General features: G+C 59.7%; 14 protein-coding genes, 1 tRNA gene and 1 pseudogene. 5 read left to right on the top strand and 11 right to left on the bottom strand.

Annotated features, from left to right (window positions below; genetic code table 11):
• Position 1 precedes the first annotated feature (1 nt).
• From trpS to EB812_RS02030, 4 genes are read right to left on the bottom strand one after another with little or no spacing between them, the layout of a single operon-like run.
• On the bottom strand, positions 2-988 hold the full coding sequence (gene trpS / locus EB812_RS02045) for a tryptophan--tRNA ligase (RefSeq protein WP_118229649.1): 987 nt from the start codon (positions 986-988) through the stop codon (positions 2-4).
• A 16-nt stretch (positions 989-1,004) separates the two neighbouring features.
• Positions 1,005-1,679: a site-2 protease family protein gene (locus EB812_RS02040; RefSeq protein WP_118229648.1), complete on the bottom strand. Its 675-nt coding sequence runs from the start codon at positions 1,677-1,679 to the stop codon at positions 1,005-1,007.
• A 53-nt stretch (positions 1,680-1,732) separates the two neighbouring features.
• Positions 1,733-2,221 (bottom strand): methylated-DNA--[protein]-cysteine S-methyltransferase, encoded by a 489-nt coding sequence (locus tag EB812_RS02035; RefSeq protein ID WP_118229647.1) that lies wholly within the window; start codon positions 2,219-2,221, stop codon positions 1,733-1,735.
• The gene (locus EB812_RS02030) at positions 2,218-3,372 is read right to left on the bottom strand and encodes an MFS transporter (protein ID WP_118229646.1); all 1,155 of its coding nucleotides are present in this window, start codon (positions 3,370-3,372) and stop codon (positions 2,218-2,220) included. Before EB812_RS02030 ends, EB812_RS02035 begins: the two co-directional genes overlap by 4 nt.
• A gap of 267 nt (positions 3,373-3,639) precedes the next feature.
• Here EB812_RS02030 and rplU point away from each other — a divergent pair, with 267 nt between their 5' ends.
• The 5 genes from rplU to EB812_RS02005 all read left to right on the top strand — a co-directional run bounded on the left by rplU (position 3,640) and on the right by EB812_RS02005 (position 7,194).
• Positions 3,640-3,948, top strand: coding sequence for a 50S ribosomal protein L21 (gene rplU, locus EB812_RS02025; protein WP_118229645.1), 309 nt, complete (start codon positions 3,640-3,642; stop codon positions 3,946-3,948).
• 119 nt (positions 3,949-4,067) lie between these two features.
• The gene (gene rpmA / locus EB812_RS02020) at positions 4,068-4,337 is read left to right on the top strand and encodes a 50S ribosomal protein L27 (protein ID WP_118229644.1); all 270 of its coding nucleotides are present in this window, start codon (positions 4,068-4,070) and stop codon (positions 4,335-4,337) included.
• A 306-nt stretch (positions 4,338-4,643) separates the two neighbouring features.
• On the top strand, positions 4,644-5,744 hold the full coding sequence (gene obgE, locus EB812_RS02015; protein ID WP_118229643.1) for a GTPase ObgE: 1,101 nt from the start codon (positions 4,644-4,646) through the stop codon (positions 5,742-5,744).
• Between the two features lie 52 nt (positions 5,745-5,796).
• Positions 5,797-7,011 (top strand): glutamate 5-kinase, encoded by a 1,215-nt coding sequence (gene proB / locus EB812_RS02010; protein WP_118229642.1) that lies wholly within the window; start codon positions 5,797-5,799, stop codon positions 7,009-7,011.
• An 89-nt stretch (positions 7,012-7,100) separates the two neighbouring features.
• Positions 7,101-7,194 (top strand) — tRNA-Ser (locus EB812_RS02005).
• Positions 7,195-7,333: 139 nt separating this feature from the next.
• Here the strand turns inward: EB812_RS02005 and EB812_RS11790 are convergent.
• From EB812_RS11790 to EB812_RS01970, 7 genes and pseudogenes are all read right to left on the bottom strand, one after another.
• Positions 7,334-7,498, bottom strand: a pseudogene (locus tag EB812_RS11790) (integrase core domain-containing protein); the annotation flags it as partial.
• A gap of 494 nt (positions 7,499-7,992) precedes the next feature.
• Complete coding sequence (locus tag EB812_RS01995; RefSeq protein WP_118229641.1) at positions 7,993-8,301, bottom strand: type II toxin-antitoxin system RelE/ParE family toxin; 309 nt, start codon at positions 8,299-8,301, stop codon at positions 7,993-7,995.
• Positions 8,289-8,582: a CopG family ribbon-helix-helix protein gene (locus EB812_RS01990; RefSeq protein ID WP_118229640.1), complete on the bottom strand. Its 294-nt coding sequence runs from the start codon at positions 8,580-8,582 to the stop codon at positions 8,289-8,291. Before EB812_RS01990 ends, EB812_RS01995 begins: the two co-directional genes overlap by 13 nt.
• Positions 8,583-9,743: 1,161 nt before the next feature.
• Positions 9,744-10,154, bottom strand: a complete 411-nt coding sequence (locus EB812_RS01985; RefSeq protein WP_165450863.1) for a transposase — start codon at positions 10,152-10,154, stop codon at positions 9,744-9,746.
• A gap of 227 nt (positions 10,155-10,381) precedes the next feature.
• Positions 10,382-10,783, bottom strand: a complete 402-nt coding sequence (locus tag EB812_RS01980) for a F0F1 ATP synthase subunit epsilon (RefSeq protein ID WP_118229638.1) — start codon at positions 10,781-10,783, stop codon at positions 10,382-10,384.
• Positions 10,784-10,858: 75 nt separating this feature from the next.
• Positions 10,859-12,280: a F0F1 ATP synthase subunit beta gene (atpD, locus tag EB812_RS01975; protein WP_118229637.1), complete on the bottom strand. Its 1,422-nt coding sequence runs from the start codon at positions 12,278-12,280 to the stop codon at positions 10,859-10,861.
• A gap of 10 nt (positions 12,281-12,290) precedes the next feature.
• Positions 12,291-13,175 carry a F0F1 ATP synthase subunit gamma gene (locus EB812_RS01970; protein ID WP_118229636.1) on the bottom strand — a complete coding sequence of 295 codons (885 nt, stop codon included), beginning with the start codon at positions 13,173-13,175 and terminating at the stop codon, positions 12,291-12,293.
• Between the last annotated feature and the right edge of the window lie 20 nt (positions 13,176-13,195).

The raw sequence follows: 13,195 nt of genomic DNA, 5'->3' as shown, positions 1-13,195 counted from the left end.
ATTACAGCCCCATTTTTTCGCGCGCCAGTTCCATGGTCTGTTCCGCAAAGGCGCGGGCGCGCTCGTTGCCCCGTTCCAAAATTTCTTCCACCGCACCGGGTTTGGCTTCCACAGCATTGCGGCGTTCCTGCAAAGGCCCCAGGAAGGCGGCAAGATTTTTGAGGAAGATTTTTTTGCAGTCCACACAGCCCAGCTGCGCGCAGGTACAGCCCTGACGGATCTGGGCCTGCTCTTCGGGGCTGCTCAGGAGCACATGGTAGGGGTAGAGGTTGCAGACGTCGGGGTTGCCGGGGTCGCTGCGGCGCAGTCGGGCCTTGTCCGTAAACATGCCGCGCACTTTTTCGGTGATGTCGTCCATGCTGTCCGAGAGGAAGATGCCGTTATTGTAGCTTTTGGACATCTTGCGGCCGTCCAGGCCGGGGCACTTGGCCGCCGGGGTGAGCATGGCCTGGGGTTCGGGGAAGAGCTCGCCGTAAAAATTGTTGAAGCGCCGGGCGATTTCGCGGGTCAGCTCCATGTGGGGCAGCTGGTCTTCGCCCACAGGCACGCCGTGAGGTCGGTACATAAGGATGTCCGCCGCCATGAGCACGGGATAGCAGAGGAAGCCCGCATTGCCCAGGTCTTTGTTGCTGATCTGTTGCTGCTGTTCCTTGTAGGTGGGGTTGCGCTCCAGCCAGGAAACGGGCGTGATCATAGACAGCAGGAGAGAAAGCTCCGCGTGCTGCTTGACGTGGGACTGGCGGAAGATGACGCACTTTTCCGGGTTCAGGCCAGCGCCCACCCAATCTTTGACCATTTCGTGGATGTTGCGGCGGACCTTGGAGGGGTCGGCGTAGTCGCTGGTCAGGGCGTGCCAGTCGGCCACAAAAAAGTAGGCTTCTTCCGTGTGCTGCAGTTCCACCCAGTTTTTGAGCACGCCGAAGTAGTGGCCAAGGTGCAGGGGCCCCGTGGGCCGCATGCCGGAAACAGTGCGCGGTTTGCTGTTCATCAACAGAGTCCTTTCCTTACAGAATACCCAACAGGGACAACAGGCCCACGGCGCTGCCGCTCACCAGGGGGCCGAGCACCTGGCCCAGCAGCCCGGTAAAGAGCAGGGCCAGCAGGATCACAAAGCCGTAGCGCTCCACGCTCAAATAGCGCAGGGCCGCGTTCATGGGCAGAAAATAGGCCACAACCTTGCTGCCGTCCAGCGGCGGAATGGGCAACAGGTTGAGCCAGGCCAGGCCAAAATTGATAATCACCCCGGCCTGCAGGGTCTTGAGAGCAAAGATGTAGCCCGTGCTGTGCTGCCACTGCAGGGGCGGCAGCAAGGTCAGCGTGAGCCAGAGCAGCCCCCCGCAAAGCCCGGCCAGCAGGAAATTGGTCAGGGGCCCGGCCAGGGCCACCAGCATCATGTCGCGGGCGGGCTTGTGAAAGTAGCGCGGGTTGACGGGCACGGGCTTGGCCCAGCCAAAGACAAAGCTGCCCGTGAGGCTGGTCAGGCCGAAGACCAGCAGGCCTACGGGATCGATGTGCGGCAGGGGGTTGAGCGTGAGCCGCCCCAGCATGCGCGCCGTGGGGTCGCCGCAACGGGAGGCCACCCAGCCGTGGGCCACTTCGTGCAGAATGATGCCCAGCAGGGCAGGCACAGCGGCTACGGCCAGCAGATTTAACGCATGGGTCAGGTCAAAATTGAGCATAGATGCGGGTACCATGTTCCCGCTTTCCCGGCAAGGGCGGCCCGGCGCCCCATTCAGTCGCGGTCCGCCATGCGTCGTTCCAGCTGCAGCAGGGCTTCTTTGATGTCCAGGCCGCCGCCGTAGCCCACCAGGCGCCCGTCCGCGCCGATGACGCGGTGGCAGGGGATGACCACGGCAATGGGATTGCGGTTGTTGGCCAGGCCCACGGCCCGGCAGGCGCGCGGCGAGCCCACGGCCGCAGCGATTTCCCTGTAGGCGCGGGTGGCGCCGTAGGGTATGTCCTGCAGCGCCCGCCAGACCTTTTGCTGGAATGCCGTACCGTGGGGGGCCAGGGGCAGGTCAAATTCACGACGCGTGCCTGCCAGATAGTCGATCAGCTGGGCACAGGCCTCTTCCAGCAGAGGGGTGGCGCGTTCTTCTGCATCCGGCAGAGGCGGCAGGCTGCCCTCGCCTTCCAGTTCCAGCCGGGTCAGCGCACCGTCTTCTTCCACAAAACGCACCCGCCCCAGAGGGAACAGGCGGCGGACAAGAGCGTAGGTCATGCAGTCTGCTCCTTCTTGGCCACAGGCTTGAGGGTATAGGCGAAAACTGCGCCCAGCAAGGCTACTGCCGCCAGAAACTGAAAAGCGCGGGGCAGGCCCTGATGGTCGGCTATCCACCCCAGCAGCGGGGCCATGACCCCGCCCAGGCTGGTGGCCAGGCCCAAAGTGACGCCGGAGGCAAAGCCGATGTTCTTGGCCAGATACTGCTGCCCCAGCACCACCAGAGAACTGAAGGGAGCGTAAAGCGTAAAGCCCAGAAAAGGCAGCAAAGCCCAGGCGGCCCAGACCGAGCCAGTCAGGCTGAAGGCCAGCACCACGGGGGCCACCAGGGTATAGGACAGCCGGATAATGGTGCGGTAGCCGTATTTGTCCGAAAGCAATCCGCCGAAAAAGTTGCTGACCACGCCGCAGGTGCAGAAAAAAGTCAGGGCCAGAGCCCCGGCCGTGCGCGACTGCCCCAGCACATTGACCCAGTAGAGGGGTACAAAGGTATTGAAGCCGGCAAACAGGATGGAGCGGGCCACAATGGCCACGGTAAGTTTGAAAAATTCCGGCCAGTTGTTGACGCCTGGGGCCTCCGTGATTATGGCCCCGCCGCCGGACGGGACGCGCATGCGCCAGATGAGCGTCAGGAGCACCGAAGCCATGACCACGGCAATGGCGGCAAAAATCGTGGTGCCGCGTAGGCCGAATACGCTCAGAATGCCCGTGGCCAGCAACGGCCCCAGCACAAAACCGCTGTTGCCGCCGATGGAAAAGATGCTCAGCCCCGTCCCCTTCTGCTCACCCGAAACCTTATTGGCGAAGCGCGCGCCTTCGGGATGAAACAGGGCCGCGCCCACGCCGCTTACGGCAATGGCCAGAAAAATGGCCCAGTAGCTGGACATAAAGCCCACCAGGGCAAGACCGCCGCCGGCCAGCAACACGCCCAACGGGATGAACCAGGGCTTGGAAAACCGGTCGGCCAACAGTCCGAACACTGGTTGAATCAATGAAGAAAGGCAGGAATAGGCAAACATGAGCCCGCCTGTGGCTTGGTAGCTCAGGCCATAGGCCGAACGCAGAAAAGGCAGCACCGCCGGCAGCGCGCCGCCGTTGATATCACAGGAAAGGTGCCCCAGCGAAACAAGAAGTATCTTCTTTTTGTCCATGGCCGCAGGCTACACGAAACCGACAGGAAAACAATACCAGAGAAGTCTGGTCTTGCGTCTGCGCCGAACAGGCCTTCCTCCTTTCCCTTTGCGCACTGCCGCAAAAGCGTCTGCTGGCCGTGCAGCCGTGAAAAAAAACGGACAAAGTTCAGGGCCCGCCGTGGCTCTTTGGGGCTGCATCAAAAACCGTGTGGGAAATTGGCCCGACGGGCTTGACTTTTGGGCCGCGCTGGGGCAAATAAACCTTTCCCGTTTTGGAGGTTGACCATGTACGCGATTATCGAGACCGGCGGCAAACAGTACCGCGTCGAAGAAGGTTCCAAGATTGTTGTGGAAAAGCTCGCGGCTCAGAGCGGCAGCGAGATTTCCCTGGACAAGGTGCTGCTGCTGGGCGGCGATGCCTGCAAGGTGGGCGCCCCCTATGTGGACGGCGCGGCCGTCACCGCCGAGGTGGTGGCCCAGGGGCGCGGCCCCAAGATCAAGGTGTTCAAGCGCTGGCGGCGCAATGATTCGCGCAAAATGCGCGGACACCGGCAGGAGTGCACCACCCTGCGCGTCAAAAGCATCAACGGCTAACTTTCGGGGTTGACCGGCCCGTCCTGTGGCGCGCGCTTTGCACAGCGGCACGCGTTGGGCCGGTGCGGCAATGGCCGCGCCCCTTGCCGACCTGGTGTCGGCCTTTCTGGGAGGCTCTTATGGCTCATAAAAAAGCAGGCGGCTCTTCGCGCAACGGTCGCGACAGCGCCGGTCAACGGCGCGGCGTCAAGCGTTTCGGCGGTCAGAACGTGCTCGCCGGCAACATCCTGGTTCGGCAGCTGGGCACCACCGTGTACCCCGGCGCCAATGTGGGTATGGGCAGGGATTTCACCTTGTTTGCCAAGGTGGACGGTGTGGTGCGCTTTGAAAAATATCTGCGCAAGCGCCGCGTGCTCACCCGCGTGCATGTGGAAGCGCCCGAAGGCTAACCTTCGCCGCGCAGCACTTTTACGCGCCGATTGAGGGAAGGGGCCGCACAGCCTCTTCCCTTTCGGTGTTTGTTTTTTGCACTATTGTTGTGATTTTGAGTAATCTGGCCGCGGCCGGACATGGGCCAGTGCCCGGTGCGGCAGGTTCCGCAGCCGTGCTGTTTGCGCTTCGGTCTGGCGGTTGCCCGCCGGACGTCCGCGGTAAAGGCGCAAGCCTGCCGAAAAATCCGCAACGGTCCCGGCCTGAGACGCGGGCACAGGTTGTCCGGTGCGGCTGCCCCCGCGTCCCGGCGGAAGGATGGTTGTATGCGTTTTGTTGATGAAGCGCGCATTGAAGTGCGCGCGGGCAAGGGCGGCCACGGCTGCATCTCCTTCCGGCGCGAAAAATTCGTGCCCCGCGGCGGCCCGGACGGCGGCAATGGCGGCGACGGTGGCAGCGTGCTGCTCAAGGCCGACGGACGTCTGCTTTCTCTCTATGATTTCCGTCTCAAGCGCCTGTATGAAGCCCAGAGCGGCCGTCCTGGACAGGGCAGCCAGTGCGACGGCAAAAAAGGCGAGGATTTGGTGCTGCATCTGCCCGTGGGCACGCTGGTCTATCTGGAGGACCAGGCAGGCGAACGCCTGCTGGCCGACCTCAGCGACCCCGAAGCCCTGGTGACCGTGGCCGCAGGCGGGCGCGGCGGCAAGGGCAACGAGCACTTCAAATCTTCCACCATGCGCGCGCCACGCTTTGCCCAGCCCGGAGAACCGGGCGAAATCCGCCAGTTGCGGCTGGAGCTGAAAATTCTGGCCGACGCCGGGCTCATCGGTTTGCCCAATGCGGGCAAATCCACCTTTATCAGCCGCGTTTCGGCGGCCCGGCCCAAAATTGCCGCCTACCCTTTTACGACTCTGACCCCCAACCTGGGCGTTATGATCAATGATGTGGATCCGGACAAGCGCCTGGTGCTGGCCGACATCCCTGGCCTTATTGAGGGCGCGCATCAGGGGCAGGGGCTGGGGCTGCGCTTCCTCAAGCATGTGGAGCGCACGCGCTTTTTGGTCCACATTCTCAGCGCCGAGGACATGGACGACGCCGACCCTTGGGCCGGCTTCACCCTCATCAACGAAGAGCTGCGCCGTTTTGATCCGGATCTGGCGCAACGTCGCCAGGTGGAGGTTGTCAACAAAATTGACCTGCTGACGCCGGAACAACTGGCGGCCCTGGAGGCCCGCGCCACGGCCGACGGGCGGCGGGTTTTTTTCATTTCGGCCCGCGACGGCCTGGGGCTGGAGCCTTTGGTGGACGAACTGTGGCGGCTGCGCGACAGCGCGGAACCCCATACGCCCCTGGTGCATCCGCAGGAGTCCGTGCAGGTGGCGGATGAAGAATTTCCTGAAATTGAGGTCATCTACACCAGAGAGTAACTGCTCGGGCGGCAGCCTCCCAAGGCGGTCCAGACCCGCAAAGGACAGCTTTATGACGCGGATTGCCGATTGGCGGGAAGAACGCGCCCGCACTCTGGCCCAGGCCCGGGTTGTGGTGGTCAAGGTGGGCAGCGCCGTACTGGCTGACGCTCACGGGCTTAACGTCGCCGTGCTTACGGATTTGGCCGCGCAGCTGGCGGCTTTGCGGGCCTTGTCCGTGCCTGGGTTGGCCGAACCTCGGCGCGTGGTGCTGGTTTCCTCCGGCGCGGTGGCAGCGGGGCGCGCGGCCTTGGCCGCCCATGGGCAGCATGTGGATACCGCGGGCCTGGCCGCCCGTCAGGCCGCCGCCGCTGTGGGGCAGGGGCAACTGGTGCGCGCCTGGGACAAGGCCTTTTACGCCCACGGTGTGCCTACGGCGCAAGTGCTGCTCACCCGCGACGATCTGCGCGCTCGACAGCGCTTTCTCAACGCCAGCAACACCTTTGCGGAACTGTTGCACTGGGGCGTGCTGCCCGTAGTCAATGAGAACGACACGGTTTCCGTGAGTGAACTCAAATTCGGCGATAACGACTGTCTGTCCAGCCTGCTGGCCAATCTGACTGGCGCGGACCTCTGCATCAACCTTACTTCTTCGCCGGGTGTACTGGCCGCCAATCCGGAGCACAACCCGCAGGCCCCTGTGCTGGATCACATTGACGATGTGGCCGCCCTGGACCTGGCCCAGCTCTGCGGCGGCAAAACTTCTGTAGGCACGGGCGGCATGTATTCCAAACTGCTGGGCGCGCGCCGCGCCGCACAGATCGGCGTGCCCACCTATATTTTGCCCGGCCGCGAGCCCCAGGTCATTCTCCGCGCCCTGGCGGCCGCCGGAGTCTGCACAACGCCTGCGGGCTACGGGCCGCTGGATGGCGGCACCTGGGTACAGGCTGGGCAACAGCCCATCCCCCGACGCAAATTCTGGCTGGCCTACCAGTCCGACCCCGCCGGCAGCGTGCAGGTGGACGCGGGCGCGGCCAAGGCCCTGCGCCAGCAGGGCGGCAGCTTGCTGCCCGGCGGCGTGCATGGGGTAGAAGGCGCATTTCAGCAAGGGGCATTGGTGCGCGTGCTGCACCAGGGACGCAGCCTGGGCGTGGGCCTGAGCAATTACAGCGCTGCAGAGCTCAAAAAAATTATGGGCCTCAAACGTCACGAGGTGGCCGCTATTCTGGGCGACGCCCATTACCCGGAGGTTATCCACCGTGACAACTTCCTGCTGGATGCGGTCTGAACCGGGCGACGCCCCCAAGTCCACGCCATTGCTTTTTCACGCCGTATAAGGTATCTAGCGTCTCCGGCTTGTGCATATGCCAAGCCTGCGGAGAGGTAGCGAAGCGGCCGTAACGCGCTCGACTCGAAATCGAGTTAGGGGTTAGTAGCTCCTACGTGGGTTCGAATCCCACCCTCTCCGCCATTAATACGTAATAAAAACGGCGTGTTGCTTTAGATAGCAACACGCCGTTTTCGCGTCTTAAATTGGTATGTTTTATTGAGTGCGCGACCATCATACATACCGTCATACATACCGTCATACATACTTTGCAAAAATGACCTTACCCCATTGCATATACCACTTGCAAGTTAGTGGTTCCTGTTGGGTTATGTATTCTGTTCTGTCGGCAAAATTCTTCTGGCGTCAGCCAGCCCAAGGCGCTGTGCGGGCGCCGCTGGTTGTAGTCCTGTCGCCAGGCTTCAACTGTTTGACGGGCATCATGTGCGGTAGTAAGGTGGTAAAGGTCATAAGGGAGCAAAAGTTTGGAGACAGGGCCTTCGTATTCTGATGGAAAGCTGAGGCGCATCTCAAAAACAGTTGGATCAAGTTCTATTATGTAATTTGCCAGCTTGGGGCGTTCAGTTTTCTTACGAACAATAGACTATTTTCCCATAAACTTGTGTAGCATCCTATAGCTTCCAGGGCTTTTCGCTCCTTGCGGCCACGACCTTTTTGCGGGCGAAACGCTTGGCGGTTCTTTCTTGACTGGAGAGCGGCTAGTATTGGCGACCATCCTTGCCCATGGCCCAGACATCACTGAGCTGTTTTACAGATTCAGTCAGATTACTGTCTTCATCATTCAACGGAATGGAGGCCAACGCTGTGCGCTGATGAGCACGCCAGCGGCGGTGCCAGATCTGTTTATCGCCCCGCTCGCTACGGCTAGGTAGTAATGCCCATTATGGGCTTTTTTCGAACACTGCGGCTCATGGCATCTCTTCAGCTGCCGGCTTCGTAATATCCGGCTTCTTTCTGATGTTTTAGCGCCAGAATGTAGACCGAGTTGCCCAGCACTTCGTAGACCAGTACGTATCCGGCACCGCCAAAGGGGATGAGTAACTCCCGGTATTCCGGTTCCATGTCATCGGCAGGACGGCCAGCATTGGGAAACTGCTCAAGAAGCAGCACTTTTTCCCGAATGGCCTTGATTGCGCCGATGGCGGCCTCTTCGCTTTTGTCTGCCAGGAACAGATATGCCTTTTCCAGCCCGGCAGTGGCGTTATCCGTCCAATGAACTAGATATGACATTTGGGCATGGGCACCTTTTCGCCCTGAATAATCTTATCCATCCATTCGACGACTTCAGCGTTTGTCAGATGCAGGCCGGTTTGCATATAATGCTCATGTGCGGCTTTGGCTTCCTGGCGCAAAGCTTCCCGTTTTTCTTCCCGCTCGACATAGTTCTCTATGGCTTGCAGCATAATGGCGTGCGCGGATTGGTTCCGGGCGTCAGCAAGGCTTTTAATGCGCTCGCGCAGGGGATTGGGGAGTTTTACAGAAGCGGGCGTTGTTGCTATATTTTGTTGCATGGCTTGTCCCTCTGAGTAGAACTATTAACTACTTTTAACTACCAGTCAATGCCGAGAGTCCACAGCACGACTATAAAAAAGGTATTTATCTTTACCAAGCAGAGGCTTATGCTCTTTTTAGGCCTCATGACATAATGGTCTTCACTAGGCAGAAATAAATTTTTCTGGACGACTTAAAAACCCGCAAATCCTTGTGTAGCGGGATTCGAATCCACACACGCAAAAGTTTTGTGCATACTTTGGGGTATAAAAAATGGCATTTTGAAAATAAAAAATATTTTCAATAATTATTTCAAAGTATTATATCTATATTTAGAATCCCACCTTCTCCGCCATTAGTAAATAATTTGAGCTTGTTACAAACGTAGCCAGCTCTTTTTTTATGCCCTGATTTTGGGTGTGCCTAGGGACAATTCGTGATTTCATTCGTGATACTGTCCGCAGGGCTTACGACACAACACGATTCAGTCGTTCACGTTTTTTTAAAAAAGGTCAAAAAATTAGGTAAATTATGCCTAATCATCTGGCAAGAATGTGTGCAATCAGCCTGCAATTATTTGCAAAAGGTGCATAGAGTGCAGTGGTGTCATTCCCCTTTCCGCCCCTGGCCCCGTAGATTTGCCTGACCTTTGCGCTGGAGAGGTGGTCCCGGCCATCCGTGGAGATAATACGGATTCCGTTCTCCCGTAAGGCGTTGGTAAACGCGAAACTGGTGAGCTGACTGCCCTAATCAGTGTTGAAGATAGCGGGGTTACCGTTTTTCGCCAAGGCTTCTTCCAGGGCCGCGACGCAGAAATCAGCGTCCATGGTGTTGGAAAGTCTCCAGGACAACACTTTTTTGCTGTGCCAGTCCCCATAACGGCCACCAGGTACAGAAAGCCCTTGTGCATGGGGATGTAAGTGATATCAGCGCACCAGACCTGATTGGGCCGTGTAATGACAAAGTCGCGCAGTAAATACGGATAGCGGATGTGCTCCGGGTTGGGAATACTGGTTCTTGGTTTCCGATAAATCGGCATCAGCCCCATCAGGCGCATAAGGCGGCGGATCCCTTTATGCCCGTACTGTATCCCATCAATCGCAAATAGTTCCGCATCTGGCGTACGCCGAGAAAAGACCACTCTGTAAAGGCCTGATCGATCTCCCGCATCAGCACATGGTTTATGCCATGTTCGCCCTTGGGCGTATACTACAGGCCGGAGCGGGAAATACAGAGTAAACCGCACTGCCGGACGATGCTGAGCGTGGCATGGTCATGCTGAACCATGCCTTGCCTGCGGGAGACGCTCCCCGCTTCCCCCAGGCTTGTGCTAAAAAATCTCGCTCCACGGTGAGTTGGCCAATTTTGGCATACAACTCGTGCAGCTCTCTTTCTTTTTTGGCTTCTTCTGTCTTGATTTCACCAGCAAATATGCCCGGGGCCGATTCTTTGAGTTGCTTGACCCACCGATGGATTTGCGTCTGGTGGACGCCGGACTCAGAACTCAATTCCGTGATGGTCCTTTCACCGGAAAGAGCTGCCAAGGCCACCTTCGCCTTAAAGGCTGGGGCGTGATTTTTACGCTTGTTCATTCGCACTCTCCTTGCGTTCAGGTGTAGCTTACACATCTGTCCGAATTTTGGGGAGTACCTCTGGGAACTACCTCACGTTATCCGAATCTTGGCCTCCACCCGCTGAGAGGACAAGACCATACAAAAATGCAAAAGCCACCGGTATCGGTGGCTTTTGCGCAGTCCTGATGCGTCCGCGTCCGTCAGTGCGGCATGAATCGCACTTTCAGCCAACGTCCGCCAAAATATTACCGCACCTGCGTCAGATGCAGACGGGTAACGGCCCGTTGCAGGGCCGCTTCGGCCCGCACCGTGTCCACAGCCTCGTCATGGCTGCTCAGGCGTTTTTCAGCTCGTTCTTTGGCGGCCATGGCCCTGGCTGCATCAATATTCGCGGCCAGTTCTGCGGATTCGGCCAGCACGGTGAGCACGTCGTTGTTTACATCGGCAAAGCCGCCGGAAATAAAGACATGCTCCTCCTTGCCTTCGCTCTTGTAGCGCAGGCCCCCGATTTTCAGGGCCGAAAGCAGAGAGACGTGCTTGGGCAACACGCCGAATTCGCCCTGCACGCCGGGGCACACAGCCATCTCTACCGGGCAGCTCACTACGGTTTTGTCCGGCGTTACCACTTCCAGTTGCAGCGTACCCATACGCACTCCTTCGCTGCCGCCGGTCCTGCCCGGTCCGGAGCCTTGCGGCACCGGACCGGCGGCGGGACAGAACGGTTAGTTGCTTTCTTCCTGCTTGCGCTTTTCGTACTTGGCCACTGCCTGGTCAATACTGCCCAGCATGTAGAAGTCGCCTTCAGCCAGGTGGTCGTAGTCGCCGTCCAGAATGCCCTTGAAGCCCTTGATGGTGTCTTCCAGCTTTACATACTGGCCGGGCGTACCCGTAAAGGTTTCGGCCACATGGAAGGGCTGGGAGAGGAAGCGCTGGATGCGCCGGGCGCGGGACACGGTGAGCTTGTCTTCATCAGAAAGCTCGTCCATACCCAGGATGGCGATGATATCCTGCAGTTCTTTATACTTCTGCAGCACCATCTGCACGCGCCGGGCCACGCTGTAGTGCTCTTCGCCCACGACGTCGGGGGCGAGGATGCGCGAGGTGGAGTCCAGCGGGTCCACCGCGGGGTAGATGCCCAGTTCCGCAATCTGGCGCGAGAGCACAAGGGTGCCGTCCAGGTGCGAAAACGTGGTGGCCGGGGCCGGGTCAGTCAGGTCGTCGGCGGGCACGTACACGGCCTGCACCGAGGTGATGGACCCTTCATTGGTGGAGGTGATGCGCTCCTGCAGAGAACCAAGGTCCGTGCCCAGGGTCGGCTGATAGCCCACGGCCGAAGGCATGCGGCCCAGCAGAGCGGACACTTCCGAACCGGCCTGGGTGAAGCGGAAGATGTTGTCAATGAACAGGAGCACGTCCTGGTGTTCCTCATCGCGGAAGTATTCCGCGCAGGCCAGGGCGGTCAGGGCCACACGGGCGCGGGCTCCCGGAGGCTCGTTCATCTGCCCGTAGACCAAGGTGGCGCGTTCCAGCACGCCGGCTTCCTGCAGCTCGTTGTACAGGTCGTTGCCCTCACGGGTACGCTCGCCCACACCGGCAAACACCGACGAACCGCCGTGCTGCTTGGCGATGTTGTTGATCATCTCCATAAGGATAACGGTCTTGCCCACGCCTGCGCCACCGAAGAGACCCATCTTGCCGCCCTTGGGGAAGGGCACCAGCAGATCCACCACCTTGATGCCCGTTTCGAGCAGCTCTACCTTGGTGTTCTGGTCGGTGAAGGCCGGCGCGGCCCGGTGGATGGGGTAGTATTTTTCAGCATTAATGGGGCCCAGCTCGTCCACCGGACGGCCGATGACGTTGAGGATGCGCCCCACAGAGGCCTTGCCCACGGGCACCATGATGGGCTTGCCCGTGTCCACCACGTCCATGCCGCGCACCAGACCTTCGGTGGCGTCCATGGCAATGGTGCGGACCACGTTGTCGCCCAGGTGCTGCGCCACCTCACAGATGAGGTCGGGGGCGTCGCTGTTGTTCGGGTTTTGTATCTCCAGGGCGGTGAAGATATTCGGCAGGTTCCCGTCGCTGAACTCCACGTCCACGACGGCGCCGATAACCTGAACGATTTTACCGATATTTTTGCTCATGTCTGGCTCCTTAACCATTCAGCGCTTCAGCGCCGCCGACGATGTCGATGAGTTCGCTGGTGATGGAAGCCTGCCGCGTCTTGTTGTAGAGCAGGGTAAGGGAGTTGATCAGTTCGTTGCAGTTGCGCGTGGCGTTGTCCATGGCGGCCATGCGGGCGGCGTGCTCGCTGGCCGACGTGTCCAGCAGGCCACGGTAAACCTGCACCTTCACATAGCGGGGCAAAAGCTCCGCCAACAACTGCTCTTCCTGCGGTTCGTACACATATTCGCAGCGGGCTTCACCGGCCTGCTCCTCGTCCTCAGCGGCCTGCGGGGTCTGCAGGGGCAGCAGGCGCAGGCTCTTCGGCGGTTGATGCCCCATGGACATAAACTCGCCGTGTACCAGCCACACCTCGTCAAGGGCCAGGGTTTCGTAGCCGTGGATGACTTCCTGAGCTACGGAACTTGCCAGCGCAAAGTCGATGCTGCCCATGCGGTCGCCATAGGCCGTGGTGATGGCATGCCCGGCGGTGCGGGCCGCGTCGCGGCCCTTGCGGCCCACGCACACGAAGCTCACCTCCATGCCTTCTGCGGCTTTTTCCTTGGCCAGTCTGAGAGCCATGGCAATGATATTGCCGTTGAAGCTCCCGCACAGGCCGCGGTCGGAGGTCACCAGCACAATGGCGCAGTGCTTCTTTTCCTCATGCTCGGCCAACAGGGGGTGGGCGTTGCCCTCCACCTTGCGGGCCAGTTCGGCCAGCACGTCGCGGTATTTCTCCGCGTACGGCCTGAAGCGCTCAATGCGGGCCTGGGCGCCGCGCAGCCTAGCCGAGGCCACCATGTTCATGGCCTTGGTTATCTGCTTGGTCTTGCCGACCCCCACGATCTTCATTTTGACGTCTTTGAGTGAAGCCATGCTTTTCTCCCGTTGTTAGG

The sequence above is a fragment of the Desulfovibrio legallii genome, from assembly GCF_004309735.1.
Lineage (GTDB): Bacteria > Desulfobacterota > Desulfovibrionia > Desulfovibrionales > Desulfovibrionaceae > Desulfovibrio > Desulfovibrio legallii.
Note: the sequence above shows the minus strand (reverse complement) of the source record. Positions and strands in the feature narration are given on the sequence as shown.

Bases quoted from the DNA above. Each gene is read 5' to 3' on its own strand.
- obgE (WP_118229643.1), top strand. From the start codon at position 4,644: ATGCGTTTTGTTGATGAAGCGCGCATTGAAGTGCGCGCGGGCAAGGGC.
- EB812_RS01970 (WP_118229636.1), bottom strand. From the start codon at position 13,175: ATGGCTTCACTCAAAGACGTCAAAATGAAGATCGTGGGGGTCGGCAAG.
- EB812_RS02030 (WP_118229646.1), bottom strand. From the start codon at position 3,372: ATGGACAAAAAGAAGATACTTCTTGTTTCGCTGGGGCACCTTTCCTGT.
- EB812_RS01990 (WP_118229640.1), bottom strand. From the start codon at position 8,582: ATGCAACAAAATATAGCAACAACGCCCGCTTCTGTAAAACTCCCCAAT.
- EB812_RS01980 (WP_118229638.1), bottom strand. From the start codon at position 10,783: ATGGGTACGCTGCAACTGGAAGTGGTAACGCCGGACAAAACCGTAGTG.
- rpmA (WP_118229644.1), top strand. From the start codon at position 4,068: ATGGCTCATAAAAAAGCAGGCGGCTCTTCGCGCAACGGTCGCGACAGC.
- EB812_RS02040 (WP_118229648.1), bottom strand. From the start codon at position 1,679: ATGCTCAATTTTGACCTGACCCATGCGTTAAATCTGCTGGCCGTAGCC.
- proB (WP_118229642.1), top strand. From the start codon at position 5,797: ATGACGCGGATTGCCGATTGGCGGGAAGAACGCGCCCGCACTCTGGCC.
- EB812_RS02035 (WP_118229647.1), bottom strand. From the start codon at position 2,221: ATGACCTACGCTCTTGTCCGCCGCCTGTTCCCTCTGGGGCGGGTGCGT.
- atpD (WP_118229637.1), bottom strand. From the start codon at position 12,280: ATGAGCAAAAATATCGGTAAAATCGTTCAGGTTATCGGCGCCGTCGTG.
- trpS (WP_118229649.1), bottom strand. From the start codon at position 988: ATGAACAGCAAACCGCGCACTGTTTCCGGCATGCGGCCCACGGGGCCC.
- rplU (WP_118229645.1), top strand. From the start codon at position 3,640: ATGTACGCGATTATCGAGACCGGCGGCAAACAGTACCGCGTCGAAGAA.
- EB812_RS01995 (WP_118229641.1), bottom strand. From the start codon at position 8,301: ATGTCATATCTAGTTCATTGGACGGATAACGCCACTGCCGGGCTGGAA.
- EB812_RS01985 (WP_165450863.1), bottom strand. From the start codon at position 10,154: ATGAACAAGCGTAAAAATCACGCCCCAGCCTTTAAGGCGAAGGTGGCC.